Origin of the sequence: Microbacterium sp. 3J1, from assembly GCF_001049495.1 — a bacterium.
Lineage (GTDB): Bacteria > Actinomycetota > Actinomycetes > Actinomycetales > Microbacteriaceae > Microbacterium.
The window spans coordinates 273109-297166 of record NZ_CDWI01000008.1; the positions used below are offsets into that span (position 1 = coordinate 273109).

Here is a 24058-nt window from a genome sequence, read left to right on the forward strand (position 1 = left end):
CACGTGACCCGTTTCTGGCTCGGCGGCTACGGTGCCGCGATGGACGGATCCGCCGACGGCATCGGCCTGCTCTCGGGTGACGAGACCGCGGCGACGGCGCTCTCGTACCGGGGCGCCGTGACGCAGACCCCTTCACCCTCCTGGCTGGCGCAGCATCCGACCCTCGACGTCGTCTACGCGGCGTTGGAGGGGGATGCCGCGGTGCAGGCGTTCGTGCGCACCGGCGAATCGACGCTGCGGCCCCTCGGCGAACCCGTCGAGGCGGGGGACTCGGTCTGTCACGTCGCGGTCTCGCCGCGCGGCGACTTCCTCGTCGCGAGCTGCTACGGCGACGGCCGGGTCGTGCGCATCGGCATCGACTCCGAAGGGCGTCTGATCCCGGACGCCGTGAACAAGGCGGCCGATCTGCGCGCGGCGCTCCTCGGAGAGCCGCTCGAGACGTCGGCCCCGGCGGGCGTCGCCGCCGCGGCATCCGATCCGTGGGCCACGTCGCGCGCATCCTCCGACGCCGAGCGCGTCTCGCACGCGCACGCCGCCGCGTTCCTGCGCGACGGACGCATCGCGACGACCGACCTGGGATTCGACCTCGTGCGGATCTGGCGACCCGGCGCGTCGGGCCTCGCGCTCGATCACGAGGTCGTGCTGCCGCAGGGCACCGGCCCCCGGCATATGGTCGTGCACCCGAGCGGGCATCTGCACGTCGTCACCGAGTACTCGTGCGAGGTGTTCACGCTCGCGGCGGGCCGTGACGGCACCTGGGCGATCGTGTCATCGGTGCTGTCGAGCCCCATCGCCGAGGTCGGCACGGACTTCCCGGCCGAGCTCGCGCGCAGTCGCGACGGACAGTTCCTCTATACGGCGCTGCGCGGCAGCAACACGATCGCCGCCCTGCGGGTGCGCGGCGCGGGCGAGAGCCTCGAGCCGTTCGCGCTGGCCGACTCGGGCGTGGACTGGCCGCGTCATCACCTCGTGCACGAGGGCAAGATGCTCGTCGCGGGGCAGCGTTCAGACACGATCGCCCTGCTCGACCTCGATGAGCGCACGGGCGCTCCGCTCGGCATCCGTCATCAGGCCCCGGCGCCGACGCCGACGCACTTCCTGCCCGTGCGCTGACGCGGGCTGGCCTTCCGGTGTGCGCCGGCTGGTGTGCACAATTCAGCACGGATGGCCGGGACCGGCCGGATCGGCGGCGTTCCGGGCCGGAACGGCCCGTTCTTGCTGAGTTGTGCACGGGCGCCGCGCCTGCCGCGGCTCCCGGGAATGCCGCGGCCCGGCCCGATCGGCCGGCTTCCGGCTTCCTCGCGTCGGCTCTCCGGAGCGGGCGACCGACCCGCCCGGGCCGCGCGCCCGCGGAACAACACACCCGTGACTCGGCGTTGGTCATAGGCAAGACTGGGTGACGGAGAGGTGCGACGCATGAGTGCTGACAGAACCGACGAATACGACCTGATCGTGCTGGGCGGAGGTCCGGTCGGCGAGAACGTCGCAGACCGCGCCGTCCAGGGCGGACTGACCGCGATCATCGTGGAGAGCGAGCTCGTGGGCGGTGAGTGCTCGTACTGGGCGTGCATGCCGTCGAAGGCGCTGCTCCGCTCGGCGCAGGCCCTGCGGGCGGCGCAGCACGTGGCCGGCGCCAAGGAGGCTGTCACCGGAAAGCTCGACGTGCGCGCGGTCTTCGACCGGCGCGACTCGTTCACGAGCAACTGGTCGGACGACGGACAGGTGAAGTGGCTCGACTCGGCCGGGATCGATCTCGCCCGCGGCCACGGACGCCTGACCGGCGAGCGGGAGGTCACCGTGACGGATGCCGACGGCGGCACGCGCGTGCTCCGCGCCCGTCATGCCGTCGCGATCAGCACGGGGTCGGATGCCGTCATCCCGCCGATCGACGGCCTTCGCGAGGCGTCGCCGTGGACCAGCCGCGAGGCGACGAGCGCCGAGGAGCTGCCCGATTCGCTGGCGGTCATCGGCGGCGGTGTCGTCGCGGTCGAGATGGCGACCGCCTATGCGGCGCTGGGTGCGACGGTCACCCTGATCGCACGCAGCGGGCTGCTCGGCACCATGGAGCCCTTCGCCGGCGAGCGTGTGACGGCGGGTCTCGAGGAACTCGGCGTCGACGTGCGCACGGACACCGGCACGACGAGCGTGACCCGCACCTCCGAAGGCGTCGAGATCGTGCTCTCCGACGGCTCGACCGTGACGGCATCCGAGGTCCTGGCGGCCACGGGGCGCTCGCCGCGCAGCGGCGACATCGGCCTCGACGTCGTCGGCCTCGAGCCGGGTCGCTGGATCCAGGTCGACGACACCCTGCGTGTCCCCGGATCCGACTGGCTGTACGCCGTCGGCGATGTGAACGGCCGGGTGCTGCTGACCCACCAGGGCAAGTACCAGGCACGGGCGGTCGGCGACGTGATCGTCGCCCGCGCGAAGGGCGATGCCGTCGACGATGCTCCGTGGGGGCGTCATGTCGCGACCGCCGATCACGCGGCGGTGCCGCAGGTGACCTTCTCGTTCCCCGAGGTGGCCTCGGTGGGGCTCTCCGAGTCGCAGGCGCGCGAGGCCGGCCACGAGGTCGAGGTCGTCGACTACGACCTCGGATCGGTCGCCGGCGCGAGCCTGTACGAGGATGGCTTCGAAGGACAGGCGCGGCTCGTGATCGACACGGAGCGCGACGTGATCATCGGCGCGACCTTCGTCGGTCCCGAGGTCGCCGAGCTCGTGCAGACGGCCACGGTCGCGATCGTCGGCGAGGTGCCGATCGCCCGGCTGTGGCACGCCGTTCCGGCGTATCCGACCGTGAGCGAGGTCTGGCTGCGACTGCTCGAGGGCTACGGGCGGGATTCCGCGTGACGGTCTCTCCCATCCGATCCCGCCACCGCTCCGAACAGACGGAGAAGGGCACGCCGGGCGCGCCCGCGACCCGATTGTTTCCGCTGTTGACGTCCGAGAGCGGAAGCTCGAGACGGATGTCGCACACCTCTTATACGCTCGAACCCACATCCGAGGAGGCAGGACCATGAAGGCTGTACTCGCAGGAACCGTCATCGCCGAAGCCGATGAGAAGGATCTCATCAAGATCGAGGGCAACTGGTACTTCCCGCCGGCATCCGTCGCGGAGGGAGCGCTGGTCGAGAGCCCCACGCCGTACACGTGTCCGTGGAAGGGCGTGTGCCAGTACTACTCCGTGAACGCCGGAGGAGGTGTCCATAAGGACCTCGCCTGGTCGTATCCGAACCCGTATCCGAGCGCGTTCGACCGCGTGGGCAAGGACTTCTCGGGGTACGTCGCCTTCGCACCGGGCGTCGAGATCGAGCAGTGAGCTCCGTCTGGCGGCGCCGGGGCGCCGATGCCCGTCTCGTCGATCGAATGCCTGGAGAACAGCCATGATCGAATTCCGTAACGTCACCAAGCGATTCCCCGACGGCACGCTCGCCGTGAACGACTTCAGCCTGGTGCTCCCGTCTCGCAAGACCACGGTCTTCGTCGGCTCCTCCGGCTGCGGGAAGACCACTCTTCTGCGCATGATCAACCGGATGGTCGAGCCGACCTCCGGGGACATCGAGATCGACGGCGAGAACGTCCTCGCCGGAGACCCGGTGCAGCTCCGCCGCCGCATCGGCTACGTGATGCAGAACTCCGGCCTCATGCCGCACTTCACGGTGATCGACAACGTCTCCACCGTTCTCCGCCTCACCGGGGTCAAGAAGGCCGACGCCCACCAGCGCGCACGCACGCTCCTCGACACCGTCGGACTCGACCAGTCGCTCGCCGACCGGTACCCGAGCCAGCTGTCCGGCGGGCAGCAGCAGCGCGTCGGAGTCGCACGCGGCCTGGCGGCCGACCCGAACATTCTCCTCATGGACGAGCCGTTCGGAGCCGTCGACCCGATCGTGCGCGCCGACCTGCAGGTGGAGACGCTCCGCCTGCAGCGAGAGCTCGACAAGACGGTCGTGTTCGTCACGCACGACATCGATGAGGCGTTCCTTCTCGGCGATCAGGTGGTGATCCTCGATAAGGGTGCCCGGATCGTGCAGGTCGGCAGTCCCAGCGAGATCATCGAGAGCCCTGCCGATGACTTCGTGGCGTCATTCATCGGTGCCGACCGAGGCCGCAGGGCGCTGCACCTGAAGAAGACCCCGCAGGGCACCGTCGTCGTCGACTCCGAGGGGCGCACGCAGGGCGCGATCGTCGCGGATGTCGAGCGGTCCGACGGGCCCCTGGCGGGTCCGGATGCCGCAGCGCTGGGTGCTGTGCAGGGCGGTCTCACGTGAGCTGGGTCTCCGACAACCTGGATCTGATCCTCGGTCTGACCCTGGTGCACCTTCAGCAGAGCGCAATCCCGATCGTGCTCGGCTTCGTGCTGTCGCTCCCGCTCGGATGGGTCGCCTGGCGGTTCCGTCTCGTCCGCGGCCCGATCATCGTGCTCACGGGGCTCCTCTACACGATCCCCTCGCTCGCGCTGCTGATCCTGCTCCCGTCCGTCGCCGGGTACTCGGCACGCAGCCCGCAGAACCTCATCATCGCGCTGACGATCTACGCGATCGCGATCCTCGTCCGCGCGGTCTCCGACGGACTCGACTCGGTCGACGACGACGTGCGCCAGGCGGCCACCGCCACCGGCTTCGGGTCGTTCCGGCGGTTCTGGGCGGTCGAGTTCCCGCTCGCGGGGCCGGTGATCCTCGCGGGTCTCCGTGTCACGGCGGTCAGCACGATCTCACTCGCGACGGTCGGCATCCTGATCGGCGTCTCCAACCTCGGCTACCTCTTCACCAACGGCCTCGATCGTCGCATCATCGCCGAGGTGTTCGCGGGTGTCGTCGCGGTCGTCGTCATCGCCCTCATCATCGACCTGATCCTCCTGCTCGTGGGCCGCGCTCTCATGCCGTGGACCAAGGCGGCCTCGAAGTCGACGGCCGCCCGTGCGATCGCCGTGGGGGCACCCGCATGAACCTCTTCCTCGACGCCCTCGCCTGGATGGTCGCGCCCGAGCAGTGGACGGGCAACTACGCGCTGCCGAAGCTCCTGGGCGAGCACCTGACCCTCACCGCCGTCTCGGTGCTGATCGCCGCCCTCATCGCCGTGCCGCTGGGGTGGCTGATCGGCCACACGGGCAAGGGACGTGAGATCGCGGTGGCGGTCTCCGGTGCGGCGCGTGCCATCCCGGCCTTCGGCCTCATGATCCTGCTCGTGCTGCTGCTGGGCGTCCTCCGGGTTCCCGAGGCGGCGATCACGACGTTCGTGCTCCTCGCGATCCCGTCGCTGCTCGCCGGCGCGTACACCGGCCTCGAGGCCATCGACCGCCGCGTGCTCGACGCGGCCAAGGCGATGGGCATGACGGGCTGGCAGGTGTTCTGGAAGGTCGAGGTGCCCCTCGGACTCCCGTTGCTCGTCGGCGGCATCCGTTCGGCGCTCCTGCAGGTCATCGCGACGGTCACGATCGCGGCGTACATCGGCCTCGGAGGCCTGGGGTACCCGATCCTCCAGGGGATCCCCCTGCAGAGGTTCGACCAGGTGCTCGCGGGTGCGATCCTCGTGGCCGTCCTCGCCCTCATCGTCGACCTGCTCCTCGCCGCCGCACAGCACGCCGCCGTCCCCGCGGGCCTGCGCACCGGTCGCCCATCGCGCCGCCGCCCCCGCGAGTCCGCTTCCGCGACAGCGCCGACAGCGTCGAACCCGGCGCCCGCACCGGCCTGATCCCCCGCACTCCGAGTCGTCCCACACAGCAGTTCCAGAGAAGAGGAAGTCATGTTCACAGCACGAGGCAAGCGCTCCGTCGCCGCCGTCGGCCTTGTCGCCGCCGCGGCACTCGCCCTGACGGCCTGCGGATCGAGCGAGTCGCTCGGCGAGCCGGCCGACTCCGGCGAATCGTCCGGCGACAGCAGCACGATCGTCGTCGGCTCGCAGGCGTACTACTCCAACGAGATCATCGCCGAGATCTACGCTCAGGCGCTCGAGGCGGCCGACTTCACCGTCGACCGCCAGTTCAGCATCGGGCAGCGCGATGCGTACATGCCCGACGTCGAGTCGGGTGAGATCAACGTCTTCCCCGAGTACACGGGCAGCCTGCTCGAGTACATCTCGGAGGACGAGGTCGACGTCACCAGCCCCGATGACGTCTACGCGGCTCTGCAGGACGCCCTGCCCGAGGGCCTGACGGCCCTCGACTTCGCCGAGGCGTCGGACCAGGACTCCTACACGGTGCTCAAGAGTTTCGCCGAGGAGAACGACCTGACGACGATCGGCGACCTCTCCAAGGTGAGCACCCCGGTCACGATCGGCGCGGCTCCGGAGTTCGAGCAGCGTCCGTACAGCCCCGCGGCCGCCAAGGAGGTCTACGGCGTCGACCTGGCGTTCTCGGCCACCGGCCCGACCACGCTCGAGTCGCTGCTCGCCGGTCAGATCCAGGTGGCCGACATCTACACCGCCGACCCCGCGTTCGAGACCGAGGAGATCGTCGCTCTGGAGGACCCGGAGAACCTGATCATCTCCTCGAACGTCGTGCCGATCGTCTCCAGCGACATCGCTGAAGACGTCTCCGACGTGCTCAACGCGATCAGCGCGAAGCTGACCGCCGAGGAGCTGGTCTCGCTCAACGTGCTCAGCACGGTCGAGCAGCAGTCGCCGGAGGACATCGCGACGAAGTGGCTCGAGGACAACGAGCTCGTCTGATCGCGAGTCGTCTCGACGAAGTGCCCGGGCCCCTCAGGGTCCGGGCACTTCTGCGTCTCAGCGCCTCAGAGGTCAAGGGGCCTCAGACGCGCGCATCCTGTCGGGGGACGAGCACCTGTTTGATGATGATGAGGATGGATGCCGCGACCGGCACCGCCACGAGGGCGCCGAGCAGACCGAGGAGCGTGCCTCCGGCCAGAGCACCGATCACGACGAGCGCGCCCGGCACCGCGACCGCCTTGTTCATCACGCGCGGGGTGATGACGTAGGCCTCGATCTGCATGTAGACGAGGTAGACGACGGCGAAGACGAGGGCGGCGATCGGGTTGGTGAACAGGGCGAGGCTCGTGCCGATGATCCAGAAGATCACGGATCCGACGAGCGGGATGAGCGTGATGCAGAACGCCACGGTGGCCATCAGCGGCGGGAACGGGAGATCGAGGAACAGGTAGAGCAGGAACGCGAGCAGAGCGTTGCAGAACGCCAGCACGACCATGCCCATGACGTATCCGCCGACCGAGTCCGTGATCTGATCGGTGATGTCACCCGCGCGTTCGCGCTCGCGGGCCGGCGCGAGGCGGAGGAGCCCGGTCTTGATCGCGGGCAGGGTGGCGATGAAGTAGAGCGTGAGGACCAGCACGATGATCGCGCCCGAGATGCCGGTGGCGATGCCCGCGCCGATCTTCAGCGCGCCCCCGCCGATGGCCGCGATGTTGCCCGGGTCGGTGAGGAACGCCTGCACGTCGGCGACGAGATCCTGGAACTGATCGCCGAACTGCTCGTCGAGCGTCGCGTAGATGTCGCTCCGGGTGAACTCCTGGATCATCGAGGGCACGGAGCGGACGAAGCTCGAGATCTGATCGATGACGATCGGGAGCACCATCCAGAGGATCAATCCGACGACGACGATGAGCGCGAGGATGACGATGATGACGGAGAGAGCACGGGACAGCCCGCGCCGCTCGAGCATGCGAACCGCGGGATCCAGGCCCAATGCGGCGAACAGTGCGAGCGCGATGTAGATCAGCACGGTCGACAGGCTGGTGAGCGCGAGGCCGAGCACGACGGCGGCGAGACCGCCGAGCGTCACGAGGAATCCGAAGACGAAGGGGCGGTCGATGCGGGTCCAGAACGAGCGGCTGGGGGTCATCGGCTCGATCACCACGGGGTGGGGGACGCCCGTTCCGGCGGCCCCCGGCGCGGTCGCGGTATGACCGTCGAAAGCGGGGACGGCGGCGGCCTCCGGCAGTCCGGCGTCGCGAGCGGGTGGGGGCGCAGGAAGGTCGGATGCTGCGTCCGCAGCGCTCGCTGTCGACGCGTGCTCTTCTTCGCTCATGTGCTCACGATAGCGTCGAGCACTCCGCAGGACAGGCCCTGTGCCGGTTTCCGTAGAGTAGGGGCATGACCGCTGCCGAAGACCCCCGGGCCGAGCTCCTGCGATTGCGCTCCAGCATCGACAACATCGACGCCGCCCTCATCTTCATGCTCGCCGAGCGCTTCCGTGCCACGCAGCAGGTCGGCCATCTCAAGGCGGCGCACGAGATGCCGGCGTCCGATCCCGGCCGCGAGGAGCAGCAGGTCTCCCGGCTGCGCGCCCTCGCCGAGGAGGCGCACCTCGACCCGGAGTTCGCCGAGAAGTGGTTCAACTTCGTGGTCGCCGAGGTGATCCGTCACCACACGGAAGCGGCAGAAGGCCGATGAGCCGGTCTTCCGGGCGAACGACAGTGTGTGCAGCACTCGCCCGCCCGGAGACCGAACTAAGTTTATTGAATAAACTATGACCGAGAGTACGCACAGCGCACCCTTCTGTCAACGGATTCCGACACCGGGACGAGCATGCTGAACGGCGATGACGCCCACGACACCCAGGCCTCGGTGCGGCGCGCGAACCTTCGGCGGGCTCTGCAGCTCGTGTTCCGGAGTCCGGGCTCGCAGACGCGGGCGGGCATCGCGCGAGCGACAGGCCTGACCGCCGCGACATCATCCTCGCTGGTCGCCGAGCTGATCGAGAGCCGCCTGGTCGTCGAAGGCGGCCAGGCTGTGAGCACGGGCGGCAAGCGCCCCACCACCCTGAGCGTCGACGCGAGTCACCACCTCATCCTCGTGCTGGTGATGCGTCCGACCGACGCGCGGCTCGGACTCGTGGCGCTCGACGGCACCGAGATCGCCGCCCGCCGCGTCACCTACACCGACGGCACCCGAGATCGGATGCTGGACGCCGCGGTGACGGACATCGCCGCGGAATACGGCGCGCGGCTCCTCGTCACGGGAGTCCAGCTCCCCGGCACGACCGACGGACGACGGGTGTTCGAGAGCGTGCAGCTCGGATGGCGCGATGTGCCGCTGGCGGAGCGTCTCGAGCGGCTGCTCGGCGTGCCCGTGCTGCTCGTCAACGACGTCGACGCCGAAGCCATCGCCGAGGCCGCGATGGAGGAGGAGTCGTCGGGATATCGACTGTTCATCCACATCGGCACGGGCATCGGCGCGGCGGTGACCCTCGACGGCGACCTGGCCCCCGGCCCGCGCGACCGTGCCGGCGAGATCGGGCACGTGCAGGTCGAGTTCGGCGGCGAGGCGCGAGCCTGTCGGTGCGGCAGGCAGGGATGCCTGGAGTCGGCGTCGTCGATGACCGCGATGCTCGGCGACGACTTCGACGACGCCCTCGACGACGAGGCGATCGGAGCGCTCGCCGCGGCATCCGACGAGGGTCGTCTGGCGGAGGGGGCGCGAGCGCTCGCGCGGACGATCAAGCTCATCTCCGCCGTGCTGGATGCGGCGGAGGTCGTCATCGGCGGTCCGGCACGGGCGCTCGGCGACTCCTTCCTCGAACGCGTTCGCGCCGAGATCGCCTACACCGCGACCGGCACCGCAGACGTGCCCGTCCGGTACGCCGACGCCGAGGTGTCGATCTCGACCGGGGTCGCCCAGGTGGCGCTCTCCAGCGCGCTCGGGGTGCGGTGGAGCCCGGCGCAGCTGCGCGCGGCATCCGCTCCTCGCGACTGAGGGACGCGAGAGGATGCTCTGACACGCATCCTCGTCACCGGTGCCACCGAGCTCTACTTCACGCTGCCCGCGGTCAGCCCGCCGACGAGGCGCTTCTCGATGAGCATGAACAGGATCACGACGGGCAGGATCGCCACGATCGAGACGCCGAACACGTACTGCCAGCTCGTCTCGTACTGACCGACGAACTTGGTGAGCGCGACGGAGAGCGGCTGGTTCTTGTCGGTGGAGAGGATGACGAGCGATGCGGCGAACTCGTTCCAGCACGCGACGAACGTGAACACGATCGCGGTCACGATGCCGGGCCAGACGAGGGGCAGGTTGATCTTGAACAGGACGGTGAAGCGTCCGGCGCCGTCGATCTGGGCGGCCTCGTCGATCTCCTTCGGGATGCCGGCGAAGAACGAGTGCATGATCCACACCGCGAACGACAGGTTGAAGGCCGCGTTGATGAAGATCATCGCGGCCCACGTGTCGCCGAGGCCGAGCGTCGTGAACTGGCGGAACAGGCCCGAGGTGAGCACCGCCGGCTGCAGCATCTGCGTGACGATCACGAGGAACAGGAAGACCATGCGTCCGGGGAACCTGAAGCGGGCCGTGTAGTAGGCGGCCGGCAGCGACACCAGCAGCACGAGCAGCGTCGCGAAGACGGCGATGATGATCGTCGAGACGAGGTTGTACGGCAGCGGAGTCTCGGGGGTCGACCACATCGAGATGTAGTTCTCCCAGTGCCACTCGATCGGCAGGTAGGTGGGGTCCACCGAGCGGATCTGCGGCTTCGTCTTCACGGATCCGAAGAACATGATCAGGTACGGCAGCACGAAGATCGCGAGTACGAGCACCCCGGCGACCGTGCGCAGGATGACGCGGGGCAGCGTGACCTGGTCTTCGGTGTAGCGGCGCTTGCGTCCGGGGATGCGGGGCGCGGCGTCGGGGCCGGCGGTGGTGACGAGGGCGGTCTCGGTCAGGGTCATGATCAGACCTCCTTCATGGGCTTGACGGCCTTGACGTAGATCGCGACGATCACGATCACGATGAGGAAGGCCACGACCGACAGTGCGCTCGCCACGTCGACCTTCTTCTGCAGCTCGATGTACTTGAAGATCATCGTCATGATCGTGTCGGCCCCGTAGCCCGGGATCGAGCCGGTCATGACCTTGAGGATCGGCAGCGAGTTGAACACGTTGATGATGTTGATGAGCACGGCGACCGCGAGGGCGCTGCGCAGCTGGGGGAGGATGATCGTCCAGTAGGTGCGCATCGCGCCGGCGCCGTCCATCTTCGCCGCCTCGAGCGTGTCGGCCGGAACCGTCTGCAGGCCGGCGAGGATCGTGTAGGTCGTGAACGGCAGCGAGACGAAGATCGCGATCACGATCGACCAGGCGAAAGCGGTCGCGGGGTTCTTCGTCCAGCCGTAGCCCACCGCGTCATCCGACAGCCCGATGTCGTACAGGAACTTGTTGAAGACCCCGAAGTACGGTTCGAGGCTGTAGTAGAAGACCATCGTCGTCATCACGACGGATGCCGCCCACGGCACGATGACGGCCATGCGCACGATCTGCCGACCCGGGAACGCCTTGTTGAGGATCTGCGCGAGCCCGAGCGAGATCATCACCGTGAAGCCGACGACCACGACCACCCAGACGACCGTGCGGAAGATGATCGGCCAGAACTCGGCGAACGTGAACACGGTCACGAAGTTGTCGAAGCCGACCGAGCCCTTGTCGAGGCCGGAGAGCGAGATGTCGCGCGTGGAGTTGAAGAACATCACTCCGGCGGGGAAGAGCACGACGCCGATGATGAGAAGGAGTGCGGGCGCGATCCACGGCAGTGCCTGCAGCAGGTCCTTCCCGCCGGGGCGGCCGCGCGAGGCGCGCGACGCGCCGGGGGTGCGGGAGCGGCCGGTGGCCGCCCCCGCGAGGTTCGAGGATTCTGTCGTCTGGGTCATGGGAACTCCCGAACCTTTCCGTCAGCGGGCTCAGCCCGCGTCGACCTGTGCCTGGATCTCGGTCAGGACGTCCTGTGCCGGCTTCGTCTGCAGCTGACCGAACAGCGACTTGAACGCGCCGTCGGTGGCGGACCACTTCGGGTTCGTCGACGGGTAGAACTGCGCGTCGGGCAGGACCTCGAGGAACGGCGCCAGGGCCTCCTCGCCGGAGAGCTGCTCGGCGCCCGACTTCGTGACCGGCAGGAAGCCTTCGGCCTGCACCCACGGCACGTACACGTCGGCCGAGTAGTAGTAGTCGAAGAACGCGGTGATCGCCTCCTGCTTGTCGCCGTCGTTCTGGAAGGCCATCAGCTGGTCCATGACGCCGAGCGTGAACGGCGAGCCGTCCTTCGTCGGGATCGGGACGATCGAGTAGTCGAGTTCGGGGTTGCCCTCCTCGATCTGGCCGACCGTCGGCGGCAGGCCCACCTGCATGCCGATCTTGCCCTGGATGAAGATGTCCATCAGCGGAGAGCGCTGCGTCGAGCCGGGGTCGGCCTGGGTCGCGCCCGCGTCGATCATCTTCTTGATCTGCTCGGCACCCGCGAGGTTCTCCGGGGTGTCGATCGTGATCTCCGACTCGTCGCCGAACGATCCGCCGCCGCCCCACAGCCACACGGCCGCCTCGGCCTGCGCCTCCTCGGATCCGAGCGGCATGCCGTAGCCGGCGACACCGCCGCCGAGCGCGGACACCTTGGTGGCGGCATCGAGCAGCTCGTCCCAGTTCGTGGGAGCCTCGACGCCGGCCTGCTGCAGCAGCGCGTTGTTGACGAAGAGGGCACGTGCAGAGGCGATCAGCGGCAGGGCGTAGGCGGTGCCGTCGACCTCTGCGTTCGCGAGGAAGGCGTCCTGGAAGTCGGAGTAGGTCTCCTCAGAGACGACCTCCTCGACCGGGTAGAGCAGCTCGTCGCCGACGAATCCGGCGAACGGGCCGCCGTTGTAGATGTCGGGGGCCTCCCCGGCCTGGATCTTCGTGGAGACGACCTTCTCGAGGTTGTCCCAGGACTGCACCTCGAGGTTGACCGAGATGTCGGGGTTCTCTTCCTCGAACCCCGTGATCACGTCTTCCCAGAGACCCTTGGTGGCGTCCGAGTAGCTCGGGACGAGCAGGTCGAGCGTGGTGCCGCCGTCGGCGTCGCCGCCATCGCCGCCGGTCGAGCCTCCGAACCCGCACGAAGCGAGCGTGAGTGTGGCGGTGGCCGCGAGAGCGACCGCGCCGAATCGCAGTGACTTCTTCATAGGTGGTGCATTCCTCACTGTGTCGGGTGCTGCTCCGCAGAGCAGCGGGGGTGCCGTCCAGCGGAGCGGCGGTCGTGCACAGTCGCGAACACTTCACGCGACGGTGCGTGCGATCCTCGCCTTCCGCAGGCGGTGATCGGTGGGCCTGTTCGGGCCCGGAGGTGCATCCGCGCCCGGGGAAGCGGATCGGGGGTGAAACTTGTTCGATTATTTGTCAGGAGAATAAACAAATCAAGGAGAACCTTGCGGAGATTCTCGATGCCGAAATACTATGATCGAATTCACGGTGAAACAATCACAAACCTGCAACATCTGGTCCGGAGGGCCTGACATGACTGAACTTCTGCCCGGCGCGCACATGCGCGACGAACTGTTCTCGCAGCCCGAGACCTGGGCCCAGGCCGCCGGTCTCCGCGATGCGCAGGCGCTGCTGCCGGCATCGGGAGCCCGCGTCGCGGTCGTCGGATGCGGCACCTCGTGGTTCATCGCGCAGTCGTACGCCGCACTGCGCGAGACGTCGGGGCAGGGTGAGACCGACGCGTTCGCGGCATCCGAGGCCTTCGTCGACCGGGGCTACGACGCCGTCGTCGCACTGACGCGGTCAGGGACGACCACTGAGGTGCTCGAGCTCGTGGAGCGCGTGAAGGGCCGCATCCCCACCATCGGCGTGATCGGCGACGAGACCTCGCCGCTCGTCTCCCTCGTCGACGACGCCGTGCTGCTGCCGTTCGCCGACGAGCAGTCGGTGGTGCAGACCCGCTTCGCCACCACCGCCCTCGCGCTCTTCCGCGCGTCGCTCGGCGAAGACCTCACGGGAGCCATCGACGACGCCTCCGCCGTGCTCGCCGCGGACTACGACGACGAGCTGCGCGATGCCGAGCAGTACTCGTTCCTCGGCCGCGGGTGGACCATCGGCCTCGCCCACGAGGCCGCACTGAAGATGCGCGAGTCGTCGCAGTCGTGGACCGAGTCGTACCCGTCGATGGACTACCGCCACGGGCCGATCGCCATCGCCGCTCCCGGCCGTGTGACCTGGCAGTTCGGTGAGGCCCCCGAGGGCCTCGCGGCTCAGGTCGAGGCGACGGGCGCGCGTTTCGTGCAGCATCCGGTCGACCCCATGGCCGACCTCGTGCGCCTGCACCGCGTCGCCCTCGACCGCGCCGTGGCGCGTGGGCTCGACCCCGATCAGCCGCGCAACCTCACGCGGTCCGTCATCCTGGACGCATGACACGATCCGCACGGAGCACGCGATGACGAGTCCAGGCGACCCGACGAGCATCCCCGAGGTCGTCCGCGACCTCTCGGGTGAACGGCTCGCGGCCGCGAGCACGATCGGCCGGGGCGCGCCGGTGCTGGCGTTCGACGTGGGCGGCACGGACATCAAGTCCGCGCTGTTCGACGCCGAGGGTACGGCGCTCGGGCTGCGCCGGACCCCGACCCCGACCGCTGACGGCGATCGCACCGAGGTGCTGATCGAGCGGCTCGGCGCCCTCGCCGCGGAGCTGCGGGCGGCTCACCCCGACGTGGTCCCGCAGGCGGCCGGACTCGTCGTGCCGGGGATCGTCGATGCGGATGCCGGACTCGGCGTCTTCGCGAGCAACCTCGGATGGAACCACTCGCCGCTGCGCGATCTCGCCGCGGCGAGGCTCGGACTGCCCGTGGCCTTCGACCACGACGTGCGTGCGGCGAGCTGGGCCGAGCACGTGCTGGGAGGCGCACGCGCCTACGCGAACTCCGTCGTGCTCGTGATCGGCACCGGCATCGCCGGTGCGCTGCTCGTCGGCGGTCAGCCCTACACCGCGGGCGGCTACGCGGGGGAGATCGGCCACTCGCCCATCGCCGACGGACCGGTCTGCGCGTGCGGAGCCCGCGGCTGCCTCGAGGCCGTGGCGTCGGCAGGAGCGATCGCGCGTCGCTACCGCGATGCGACCGGCATCACACCGGACGGAGCCAAGGACGTGATCGCGCGCGCCGCCGCCGGTGACGCGGTGGCGGCCGACATCTGGGATTCGGCCCTCGATGCTCTGACGCTGTCGCTCGCCCAGCTCACCGCGGTCGTCGCCCCCGAGGCCGTCGTCATCGGCGGCGGGCTCTCCCGCGCGGGCGGAGCGCTGTTCGACGAGCTGCGCACGCGTCTGGCGGCGCGACTGAGCTTCCACCGCATCCCCGACCTCGTGCCGGCGGAGCTGTCGGGCAATGCCGGGATCCTCGGTGCGGCCCTGCGAGCCAGGGAGCGCGCATGATCATCACCGTCACCCCGAACCCGGCGCTCGACCTCACGTGGCACGTCGACCGCCTCACCCCCGGCGGGACGCACAGAGCGGATGCCGGCGCGGTGCGCGCCGGAGGCAAGGGTCTCAACGTCGCCAGGGTCCTGCATGCTCACGGCGTCTCGGTGCTCGCGGTGTCCACCGCGGGCGGACGCAGCGGGGTGGAGCTCGCCGCCGAGCTCGGCGCCAGCGGCGTGCCGCATCGACTGGTGCCCGTGGTCGGCACCACGCGCCAGAGCGTCGCGATCGTCGACGAGCAGCTCGGCGACACGACGATCGTCAACGAACGGGGCGTCAACCCGACCGATCCCGAGTGGGCCGCCCTGTTCGGTGAGGTCGTCGACGCGCTCCCCGGCGCCCGCGTGCTCGTCGTCTCCGGCAGCCTGCCCCCCGGAGCCCCCGACACCCTCGTGCCGCTGCTGATCGGCACCGCGAGGGATGCCGGTGTGCCGGTGATCGTCGACACGTCGGGCACTGCGATGCTGAGCGCGGCGGAGGCCGGGGCATCGGTCCTCAAGCCCAACGCGGCCGAACTCGCCGAGGCGACGGGCATCCCCGACCCCGTGGCCGGGGCACGGTCTCTGATCGAGCTCGGTGCGGCGCTGGTGCTGCTGTCGCTCGGTGCCGACGGGATGCTCGCGGTGACCGCATCCGACGTCGTGCACGCGCGTCTGGACGAGCCTCTGGCGGGCAACCCGACGGGTGCGGGCGACGCGGCGGTGGCGGCATGTGCGGCTCTGCTCGCCGACGGCATCCGCGACCCCGACGCGATCCTGCGCCGGGCCACCGCCTGGTCCGCCGCCGCCGTGCTCATGCCGCTCGCCGGCGAGATCTCCGACGAGTGGACCGCGCTCGAGCGGCGCCTCGTCGTCGGCCCCTTCGCTCCCGACCTCCGAGAGGAAACCCTGTGACACTCGTCTCCGCCCGCGACCTGGTGACGGATGCCGCGCGCAGCGGCACCGGGATCGGCGCGTTCAACGTGATCCACCTGGAGACCGCGGAGGCGCTCGTGCGCGCCTCGGCGCAGGCCGGGCTCCCGGTCATCGTGCAGATCTCGCAGAACTGCGCCGACTACCACGGCGGCCTCGAGCCGATCGCGGTGGCGACCCTCGCGGTCGCTCGCCGCGCGGAGACGCCGGTCGCGGTGCACCTCGACCACGCCGAGCGTCCCGATCTCGTCGACGAGGCCATCGCGCTGGGCTTCGGCTCCGTCATGTTCGACGGGGGCGCGCTGCCGTACGACGAGAACGTCGCCGTCACGGCGGCGGTGACCGAACGCGCGCACGCCGCGGGCGTCTACGTCGAAGGCGAGCTCGGAGAGGTGGGCGGCAAGGACGGAGCGCACGCCCCCGGGGTCCGCACCGATCCCGACGAGGCGCGCGCGTTCGTCGAGGCGACCGGCGTCGACGCCCTCGCCGTGGCGGTGGGGTCGTCGCACGCCATGACCGATCGCACGGCCTCCCTCGATCTGTCGCTGATCGCCCGGCTGCACGACGCGCTGTCCGTGCCGCTCGTGCTGCACGGCTCGTCCGGAGTCGCCGACGCGGTGATCACCGACGCGGTGCGCGCCGGCATGACGAAGATCAACGTGTCGACGCACCTCAACGGGTTCTTCACCCGGGCGATCCGCTCGGTGCTCGACGCCGACGAGAGGCTCGTCGACTCACGCAGGTACCTCGCCCCGGCACGCGACGCGCTCGCCGACGAGGCCGCGCGGATGCTGCGCCTGTTCGCGTTGGAAGGATGAGCACATGAAGCGCGCCGCCCGCCTCAACGCGATCCTCGACCTGCTCGCCGCGGACGGCGAGGTCACCGTCGACGACCTCGTCGAGCGGTTCGGCGCCTCGGCGGCGACGACCCGACGCGACCTCGACTCGCTCGCCGAGCAGCGTCTGCTCACCCGCACGCACGGCGGAGCCGTCGCTCATTCGGTCGCCTACGAGCTGCCGATCCGGTACAAGAGCCATCTGCGCACGCAGCAGAAGGAGAGCATCGCCCAGGCCGCCGCCGCGCTCGTGACCCCGGGGATGGTGGTCGGGCTGTCGGGAGGGACGACGACCACGGCCATCGCCGCCGCACTCGCCGCGAGGGGCGACCTCGCCGCAGGACCGGGCATCACCGTCGTCACGAACGCCGTGAACATCGCCGCGCAGCTCGCGACGCGCCCCGACATCAAGGTGGTCGTGACGGGCGGGGTCATCCACTCGCGCACCTACGAGCTGGTCGGTCCCTTCGTCGAGCAGCTGCTGCGCGGCGTGCGGCTCGACATGGCCTTCATCGGCGTGAACGGCATCGACGCCGCGGCCGGCGCCACGACGCAGGACGAACGCGAGGCCGCCGTGAACCGCATGATGGCCGAGCGAGCGCGGCGTGCGGTCGTCGTCACCGACAGCAGCAAGATCGGCACGGTCGCGTTCGCGGCCGTCGGCGGTGCGGAGCTGTTCCCCGTGCTCCTCACCGACGACGGCGCGGACGCCGCGGCCCTTGCCGACCTGCGCGCGGCCGGCTTCGAGGTCGTCGTCGCCTGACGGCATCCGTCGACGACTCGACTCCTTATGGGGATGCCGCGACCCCTCTCGCGACATCCCCGGAGCAGATGGTGTCCGTCGTGCCTCACACTCCCCAGTGCACGAGGCTTTCCCCAGAATTCGACTGCGCCTCCCTCGCGCTTCGTGACCGAAGCCCTCCGCATGGCACCTTCTGCAGATAAGGAGCACCCTGCCGGTGCTCTGATACACCGACTGGAGAAAACTTCTCAGAGTCCGCTTCCGTGGCAGTGGAAGGGGGCGCGGAGGCCGGTCGCCTCGGATGCCGCGGCCAGCGCGACCGCCGGTGAGGCACCGTTCGAGAGCCGGGTGTGCACGGCTCCGAGCAGCTCGCAGGCCACGTCGTCGGGCACCACGACCGGGGCGGCGATGACGCAGCGCGTGCCCGCATGCAGCCAGACGCGCGTCATGCCCAGCGCCTCTTCGCCCCAGCGAACGGAGGATCGGCCGAGCTCGCACGCCGACAGCACGACGGTGTCGGGGGCCTGCGGGATGAGGTCGACGTCGTAGCCGAAGAGAGTGCCGTCGGCGAGCTCGAATCCCGAGAAGAGCGGGTTGTCGACGGCATGCCGGCCGTGCGCCGCGATGTGCAGCACGTCGACGCGCGTGGCGAGGCCCGTGACGGCCGAGACGCTCGCGCCCACGCCGGTGAGGAGCTCGGCGTCGGTCCAGCCGGCGGCCGCCGTGCGGATCTCCTCCTCGGCGCGCGCGACGCGGGGCCCTGCCGCGAAGCCGGCGCTGCGGGGGCGTGCGTCCCGGCTCGCCTCGGAGTCCGCGAGCCAGCGGGAGACGGACGTCGCGAGTGTGAAGGGCGTGCCCGCCATGCCGGGCAGCATCGCCCAGGGGATGCCGGCGAGGATGCCGGGGATCGTCAGCACGAGCCGGGTCGCGTCGCCCGCGGCGGCACGCGCGGGTGCAAGCAGGGCGTCGTCGAGCCGCCGCAGCCGCTCGTCGAGCGAACGGTTCACGAGTCGAGCCAGGGGGCCGCCGTGCGTGAGGGCGGCGACGTCGAGATCGGCCCTGAGCCCGTCGAGTGCCGTCTCGACGAGGGGCCACGACAACGGCACGAGCGTCGATCCGGATGCCGTCACGACGACGCACAGCAGCTCGGCCCGTGTGTACACGTATGCGAGCACCGCGGTGTCGGCGTCGAGTCGGGATCGCGTCTCGCGCAGATCCACGCGGCCGCGATTGCCTGCCGCGCCCGTCGACGACCACTGCCGCTCGCGCACCCGATCGCGGAGCTCACGGACCCGGGCATCGGTCGTCCAGTCGGAGCCGGCGAGGTCGGCGCGCAGCATCCGCAGCTCGGCCAGGTCGGCGGCGAGGTCGTCATCGGGCGGAGGGCGCACCGGCGCCACCTGCTGGCTCAGGTGGCGTGCGCGCTCTGACCACTCGAACATGATGGCGGGGTCGCGCGACCGTGCCGCGGCGTGGAGACCGGCGAACATCAGCTCGGTGCCGTGCATCGCGACGGACGCCTGCAGGTCGAGAGCTCCGAACGACTGCTGCCAGGCGGTGAGCAGATCGAGACCTTCGGCGGCGGCGCGGCGGGCCTCGGCATCCCTGCCCGCGGCGGACGCCCGGAGCGCTCGCACCTCGTGGGCGCGGAGACGGAGCGGCGTCGGTGCGTCGGCGGTGAGTCGCGGCATCCGTCTGCCGTCAGCGAGGCGTGCGGTCAGGCTGAGGGCGGTGGCCTCGGTGCGGAAGCCGCCTTTCGCGAGTACGCGGACCGTGCGGGCGAGCTCCTCGGCATCCGGTCGCACGTGGGGTCGCGCGAGCGCCCTGGCTTCGAGACGCACGGCCTCGGCGCGTGCGGCCCAGCCGTCGCTGCCGAGATCGGCGAAGCGACGGGATGCCGTCGCCGCGGCGCGCTCGGCCGAGCGCGCGTCGTGCCGCAGCAGAGATCGCGCCAGGTGGAACTCGGCTTCGCCGCGCGCCTGGCGCATCCGCTGCCCGCCGAACTGCACGGCGACGGCGCCGAGGAGCTCTTCGGCCTCGGTCGAGAGCCCAGCGTCGCGCAGCACCTCGGCGCGATCGAGGTCGCTGATCGCGGCCGCGAGGTCGCCGGAGGCCGCGAGGATCGGGCGCGATTGCGTCATCAGGGCGAGCGCGGTGACGAGGTCGCCGGCGAGCAGCGCGGCGTATCCGAGATTGTGTCGCGCCTCGGCGAGCGGCTCCTGCTGGCCATGCGCGTCGAACGCGTCGATCGCGCGATGCAGGTCGGCCGTGCAGTCGTCCAGGAGATGCCGCTGCATGCTCACGATCGAGCGGCTCATCAGGAGGTTGGCCTGCTCGACCGAACCGGTCTCGAGCGCGTCGATGGCCGAGGAGAGGTGCTGATCGGCCTCGTTCAGCCGACCTCCGTGCATGAGCAGCGTGCCCAGCTGACCGTTGACGATCGCGATGGTCTCGGCGCTCAGGCCGGGGCGCGCGAGAGCGGTGCGCGACAGCCGCTCCGCCTCGACCGGCTGGCCGGTCTGGGCCAGCACGTACGACAGGGTGCCGTCGATGCGGGCGCGGAGGTCGTCGTCGTCGGTCCGCTCAGCGGCGTCGGAGAGCGCGCGACGTGCGCGCGCGAATCGTCGGGAGTTGGCCGCCTCGACGCCGCGCCGATGCAGCTCCTGGGCAGACAGGCGCATCTACCCAGAATGCCGGGATGCTGTGCGGGAGGGAAGTGTGTGACCGCATCCCGGCCCTGCGTGTGTGATGAGTGCGCGTGAGCGGTCGGCCGACGGCCCGGCCTACTCGCCCTTCGGCGTCGGCAGCGTCTTCAGGACGGCGGCGACGGCCTTGGCCGCGGCATCCGCGGTGACGCCGCCCACCGGCACCGTACCCAGCTGGGCCGCGATGCGTCCCGCGACGAACGGGGCCGCGAACGAGGTGCCGCTCCAGGTCGCGAACCCGCCGCGGTAGTCGTCGGGATCGATCGTCTCCCGGCGGAGGTCATCGACATCCGCTCGCGTCGCGGCCTGCTCGCCGCCGACGAACGCCGGTGACGTGCTGACGACGGCGGCTCCCGGAGCGTAGACCTGCACCCAGGGGCCGACGTTGGAGAACAGCGCGACCGAACGGGCGGACGGGTTCAGTGCGCCCACCGAGACGAGCGGCGCGTTGCGATCTGCGGGGATGCCGTTGTCCGACCCCGGCCAGGGCCAGAGCGATGCCGGGAACGAGGGCCGGTCGATCGCGTCGTTGCCGGCCGAGCAGACGACGACGCAGCCGAGTTCGCGCGCCGTCGTCAGGATCGCCTCGAGCGTGCGGCTGAAGAGTCCGTCCTCGGGGGTCTCGTGGTAGTACCCGAGCGAGAGATTCAGCACGTCGATCGGGTGACCGGTCTTGGGGTTCTCGCGGTGACGGCGCAGCAGCTCGACCACCTGCGCGACCGTGAGCAGGAAGGTGCTCTCGTCGATCACGCCGAGCGCACCCGCCATGCGGATCGAGAGGATGTCCGCATCGGGCGCCGTCTGACGGACGATGCCCGCGATGAAGGTGCCGTGACCGGCCACCGCGTCGATCTCGCCGTCCAGCTGTCCGTACAGGTCGGGGTACTTCTCGGGATCCGCGTCGTCGGTGAGGCCGATCGGGATGCCGTCGATCTCGGCGTGCCGAGTGACGATGTCGTCGGGGAGCCAGTCGTGCACGCCGCAGCCGGTGTCGAGCACGGCGACGACCGGCCGTCGGCCGCGCTTCGGAGCGACGGCGCGCAGCGGAGCGGGACCGACCCAGGTCACCGGCTGTCGCGCGCCGCGACCCGGCTCGAGGTAGTCGTCGCTGCCGCCCGTGCCGGCGCCGCGCACGGGATTCGTGCGACTGAACGGGTTGGTGCGGCTGAAGGGATTCGTGCGGCTGAACGGGTTGAGGCCGACCGGGTCGATCGACAGCACGTGTTCGAGGCTCGTCCGTGGCATGGTGGTGCGAGTGCTCCGACGGGCCCGCTGCAGCACGCGCCAGGCGTCGGGAGGCACCGGCGACTCGCCGCGCTCGGGAGCATCGGGAGTGGTGAGGTGCGCCCGCAGGAAGCCGGGGACGCCGGGAAGAAGCGCGCCGCCCGCGAGGCGCGAGTCGGGCGACTCGATGTCGAGGCTCCAGCCGAACGATGCGGCAGCCTCACGGAGGGCGAGGATCTCTCGGTCGTACTCCTCGCCATCGGTGTCGCGATCGTTCGTTATGAGCAGCCGCTGCGGCAGATACGCGGTCGGGAACGCGCGGACTCCGTCGACCGGCTCGACGGTCGGGTCCAGCGCGGTCCCTCGGCGGATCGACCCCTCTGCGCGATCCTGCCAGCTCCACCCCTTGGGCTGCTCCATCGTCGATCCTCTCCTCACGGGCGCACCCGCGTCCTCGTCGTGTGCGGGCGGACCCGCGGTGGGTGCGGGAAGCCCCGCGGCGTGTGCGGGCGGACCCGCGGTGGATCACAACTCGAACTGCGGTGTCGTCAGGATGCGTTCCTGATCTCCGTCGGTGGTGGTGAGACGGACCAGCGTGAGTCCGTCCGGGGCGTCGTCGAACACGAAGCGCCCTGCCTCGCTCGAAGTGGTCGACCGCGTGCGCTCCCCTTGCACGAGGTCGACCACGGCCGAGGCGGAGTCGACCCAGCCGTCGACGCGGTGCCGGCCGCCGGTGGTGCGGGTCACGTGCAGCAGGATGCTGGTGGTGCCGTCGCTGAACTGCAGGGTCAGGGCGTCGGCGTCGCCGCGGACCGCACCGAGCGGCTGCTCGACGAGGGTCAGCAGCGCGTACTCCTGCGAGAGCCCCTCGGTCGCGACCGCCGCGATCATGCGGTCGATCAGGGTCGCGGGCATCGGGTCGACGTCGCGCCACAGCGAACGCAGCTGCGCGAACAGCGCGGCATCCTCGCGTTCATGGTCGCTCATGAGGTCCCTTCCGTCCGCGGAGTCGGGGCGGCGAGGATGTCGCGCAGCTTCGCGAGGCATCGCTGTCGGGTCGGGCCGATGCTTCCGACGGGCATGCCCAGGTCGGCGGCCAGGCGCCCGTAGTCAGGTCGTTCCTCGAACGCGATGACGCGCAGGAGGCGTTGGCACCGCTCGGTGAGGAGCTTCACGGCCGCCCACAGGCGTCGATGCTCGTCGCGGACCGCCGCGCGATCCTCGGCCGACTCCTGCTCCGGGAGCAGGGTGTCCAGAGCATCCGTCTCTGTGGTGTCGACCCTGCCGTGCGCCTTGCCCGCGCGCCACGCCTCGCGTCGGGCCGTCGTGGTCAGCCAGGCCGACACGGCACGGGGATCGGCGATCGACCGCTGTCCGCGGACGAGCTGCAGCCACGTCGTCTGGACGACGTCCTCGGCCAGGGTGCGCTCGAGGCCGTACGCGCGCACGACATGCCAGAGCACAGGTGTCATCAGCCGCACGAGGTCGTCCATCGCGCGGCTGTCGCCGTCCCGCCATGCGTCGAAGAGAGCGGCGGCACGTCTCCAGCGAGCCGTGCCGTCATCCGGTGCAGGATCGAGAGCAGCGCCGTCGGGTGCGCCGTCGATCATGAGTCCCATTGTGATCACATACATCAGGAGCACGGCAAGAGCCCGGTGATACATGGACCCTGTCGAATTCCTCCGTCGTGCGCGGGTTACCGTGGAGGAGTGATCGTCCTCGCTGTCGTCCTCTTCCTCAACGCCGCCTTCAACGTGCTCGTCTGGCCCCGGTTCTACAAGCGGGTCGCGAACGACCCCCGGGCTCGGGATGCCGACGGCAGGGCCACGACGTTCCTCAAGGTGCACGCGGTGCTGATCGCGATCGCGCTCGTGCTCGCCGTCGTCTCGGTGGGTGTCGGCGTCGCTGCGCTCGCCGGGGCGCTCTAGTCCTCCGAGCGCTCCGTGATGGGCTGCTGCAGCTCGGTGACCCAGGTCGACTGATCGTCGGACTCGGAGTCCAGGTACACCTCCCGGCACGCGCCCTGCGGCTGGGCGCCCCGCTCGTCGATCGCCTGCTGGATCTCGTGCCAGCTCTGATCGATCGTCGACATGGCGCCGAGGTGCGTGCCGGTGACGGCTGACTCCACCGCCGGCAGCTCGAGGATGTCGACCCCCTCGATCGCCGGTCCGTCGTACGTGAACCCGACGCGGATGCGCACGCCGTGCTTGTTCATGTCGTACTCGGCGACAGGCAGACCGGGCTCGCCACCCGACGCGACGATGACGTCGGCGACCCTGTCGAACATCGGGCCGACCTTCGCTGCGACCTCGGGCTGCGAGCCCACCGTCTCGGTCAGTGCGGCGAGGCGGAGGAAGGGCAGGGGCTTCACGGTGATCTGCAGGTCGGACATCGTCGTCTCCAGGGTCAGCGGGCGGATGCCGCAGATCCTACGCGCGGCCTTCGACATCGGCC

24 protein-coding genes are annotated in these 24058 nt (G+C 70.1%); 15 read left to right on the forward strand and 9 right to left on the reverse strand.

The window, feature by feature from the left end:
- Positions 1–3: 3 nt before the first annotated feature.
- The 7 genes from BN2660_RS06300 (at position 4) to BN2660_RS06330 (ending at position 6669) form a co-directional block, all read left to right on the forward strand.
- Positions 4–1113, forward strand: coding sequence for a lactonase family protein (locus BN2660_RS06300; protein ID WP_091228672.1), 1110 nt, complete (start codon positions 4–6; stop codon positions 1111–1113).
- Between the two features lie 303 nt (positions 1114–1416).
- A complete protein-coding gene (locus BN2660_RS06305) occupies positions 1417–2850 on the forward strand; it encodes a dihydrolipoyl dehydrogenase family protein (protein ID WP_091228676.1) in 1434 nt (477 codons plus the stop codon).
- Between the two features lie 166 nt (positions 2851–3016).
- Positions 3017–3319: a DUF427 domain-containing protein gene (locus BN2660_RS06310; protein ID WP_091228680.1), complete on the forward strand. Its 303-nt coding sequence runs from the start codon at positions 3017–3019 to the stop codon at positions 3317–3319.
- Between the two features lie 64 nt (positions 3320–3383).
- On the forward strand, positions 3384–4271 hold the full coding sequence (locus BN2660_RS06315) for an ABC transporter ATP-binding protein (protein ID WP_091228684.1): 888 nt from the start codon (positions 3384–3386) through the stop codon (positions 4269–4271).
- Positions 4268–4948, forward strand: a complete 681-nt coding sequence (locus BN2660_RS06320) for an ABC transporter permease (protein WP_091228688.1) — start codon at positions 4268–4270, stop codon at positions 4946–4948. The genes BN2660_RS06315 and BN2660_RS06320 overlap by 4 nt, the downstream gene beginning before the upstream one ends.
- Complete coding sequence (locus BN2660_RS06325) at positions 4945–5694, forward strand: ABC transporter permease (RefSeq protein WP_091228691.1); 750 nt, start codon at positions 4945–4947, stop codon at positions 5692–5694. The genes BN2660_RS06320 and BN2660_RS06325 overlap by 4 nt, the downstream gene beginning before the upstream one ends.
- 51 nt (positions 5695–5745) lie before the next feature.
- The gene (locus tag BN2660_RS06330) at positions 5746–6669 is read left to right on the forward strand and encodes an ABC transporter substrate-binding protein (protein ID WP_091228694.1); all 924 of its coding nucleotides are present in this window, start codon (positions 5746–5748) and stop codon (positions 6667–6669) included.
- A gap of 82 nt (positions 6670–6751) precedes the next feature.
- On the opposite strand, the gene BN2660_RS06335 is transcribed toward BN2660_RS06330, so the two are convergent.
- Entirely contained in the window at positions 6752–8005 is a 1254-nt protein-coding gene (locus tag BN2660_RS06335; RefSeq protein ID WP_091228698.1) for an AI-2E family transporter, read from the reverse strand.
- Between the two features lie 65 nt (positions 8006–8070).
- Here BN2660_RS06335 and BN2660_RS06340 point away from each other — a divergent pair, with 65 nt between their 5' ends.
- Positions 8071–8370 (forward strand): chorismate mutase, encoded by a 300-nt coding sequence (locus BN2660_RS06340; protein WP_091228701.1) that lies wholly within the window; start codon positions 8071–8073, stop codon positions 8368–8370.
- A 135-nt stretch (positions 8371–8505) separates the two neighbouring features.
- Entirely contained in the window at positions 8506–9672 is a 1167-nt protein-coding gene (locus tag BN2660_RS06345; RefSeq protein ID WP_091228704.1) for an ROK family protein, read from the forward strand.
- A 53-nt stretch (positions 9673–9725) separates the two neighbouring features.
- On the opposite strand, the gene BN2660_RS06350 is transcribed toward BN2660_RS06345, so the two are convergent.
- Genes BN2660_RS06350 through BN2660_RS06360 form a run of 3 tightly spaced genes read right to left on the reverse strand, consistent with a single transcriptional unit; the run spans position 9726 to position 12898 of the window.
- Positions 9726–10646: a carbohydrate ABC transporter permease gene (locus BN2660_RS06350; RefSeq protein ID WP_176697108.1), complete on the reverse strand. Its 921-nt coding sequence runs from the start codon at positions 10644–10646 to the stop codon at positions 9726–9728.
- 2 nt (positions 10647–10648) lie between these two features.
- Positions 10649–11620, reverse strand: a complete 972-nt coding sequence (locus BN2660_RS06355) for a carbohydrate ABC transporter permease (RefSeq protein WP_091228710.1) — start codon at positions 11618–11620, stop codon at positions 10649–10651.
- Between the two features lie 30 nt (positions 11621–11650).
- Entirely contained in the window at positions 11651–12898 is a 1248-nt protein-coding gene (locus BN2660_RS06360) for an extracellular solute-binding protein (protein WP_091228714.1), read from the reverse strand.
- A 331-nt stretch (positions 12899–13229) separates the two neighbouring features.
- Between BN2660_RS06360 and BN2660_RS06365 the strand changes: the two genes are divergently transcribed.
- The 5 genes from BN2660_RS06365 to BN2660_RS06385 are packed head-to-tail and all read left to right on the forward strand — an operon-like array spanning position 13230 to position 17696.
- Positions 13230–14126, forward strand: coding sequence for an SIS domain-containing protein (locus BN2660_RS06365; RefSeq protein WP_091228716.1), 897 nt, complete (start codon positions 13230–13232; stop codon positions 14124–14126).
- Between the two features lie 22 nt (positions 14127–14148).
- On the forward strand, positions 14149–15141 hold the full coding sequence (locus tag BN2660_RS06370) for an ROK family protein (protein WP_091228719.1): 993 nt from the start codon (positions 14149–14151) through the stop codon (positions 15139–15141).
- Positions 15138–16079 (forward strand): 1-phosphofructokinase family hexose kinase, encoded by a 942-nt coding sequence (locus tag BN2660_RS06375; protein ID WP_091228724.1) that lies wholly within the window; start codon positions 15138–15140, stop codon positions 16077–16079. Before BN2660_RS06370 ends, BN2660_RS06375 begins: the two co-directional genes overlap by 4 nt.
- The gene (locus BN2660_RS06380; protein WP_091228727.1) at positions 16076–16915 is read left to right on the forward strand and encodes a class II fructose-bisphosphate aldolase; all 840 of its coding nucleotides are present in this window, start codon (positions 16076–16078) and stop codon (positions 16913–16915) included. Before BN2660_RS06375 ends, BN2660_RS06380 begins: the two co-directional genes overlap by 4 nt.
- 4 nt (positions 16916–16919) lie before the next feature.
- Positions 16920–17696 (forward strand): DeoR/GlpR family DNA-binding transcription regulator, encoded by a 777-nt coding sequence (locus BN2660_RS06385; RefSeq protein WP_091228731.1) that lies wholly within the window; start codon positions 16920–16922, stop codon positions 17694–17696.
- A gap of 227 nt (positions 17697–17923) precedes the next feature.
- Here BN2660_RS06385 and BN2660_RS06390 read toward each other — a convergent pair whose 3' ends face one another.
- The 4 genes from BN2660_RS06390 to BN2660_RS06405 form a co-directional block, all read right to left on the reverse strand.
- On the reverse strand, positions 17924–20356 hold the full coding sequence (locus BN2660_RS06390) for a CHAT domain-containing protein (RefSeq protein WP_091228734.1): 2433 nt from the start codon (positions 20354–20356) through the stop codon (positions 17924–17926).
- Between the two features lie 102 nt (positions 20357–20458).
- Positions 20459–22024 (reverse strand): S8 family peptidase, encoded by a 1566-nt coding sequence (locus BN2660_RS06395; RefSeq protein WP_091228739.1) that lies wholly within the window; start codon positions 22022–22024, stop codon positions 20459–20461.
- A gap of 105 nt (positions 22025–22129) precedes the next feature.
- On the reverse strand, positions 22130–22591 hold the full coding sequence (locus tag BN2660_RS06400; protein ID WP_091228743.1) for a hypothetical protein: 462 nt from the start codon (positions 22589–22591) through the stop codon (positions 22130–22132).
- The gene (locus tag BN2660_RS06405) at positions 22588–23214 is read right to left on the reverse strand and encodes an RNA polymerase sigma factor (RefSeq protein WP_255305059.1); all 627 of its coding nucleotides are present in this window, start codon (positions 23212–23214) and stop codon (positions 22588–22590) included. Before BN2660_RS06405 ends, BN2660_RS06400 begins: the two co-directional genes overlap by 4 nt.
- Positions 23215–23313: 99 nt before the next feature.
- Between BN2660_RS06405 and BN2660_RS06410 the strand changes: the two genes are divergently transcribed.
- Entirely contained in the window at positions 23314–23532 is a 219-nt protein-coding gene (locus BN2660_RS06410) for an SCO4848 family membrane protein (RefSeq protein ID WP_091228746.1), read from the forward strand.
- On the opposite strand, the gene BN2660_RS06415 is transcribed toward BN2660_RS06410, so the two are convergent.
- Positions 23529–24053, reverse strand: coding sequence for a GyrI-like domain-containing protein (locus tag BN2660_RS06415; protein ID WP_091228749.1), 525 nt, complete (start codon positions 24051–24053; stop codon positions 23529–23531). The genes BN2660_RS06410 and BN2660_RS06415 overlap by 4 nt on opposite strands.
- Positions 24054–24058 lie beyond the last annotated feature (5 nt).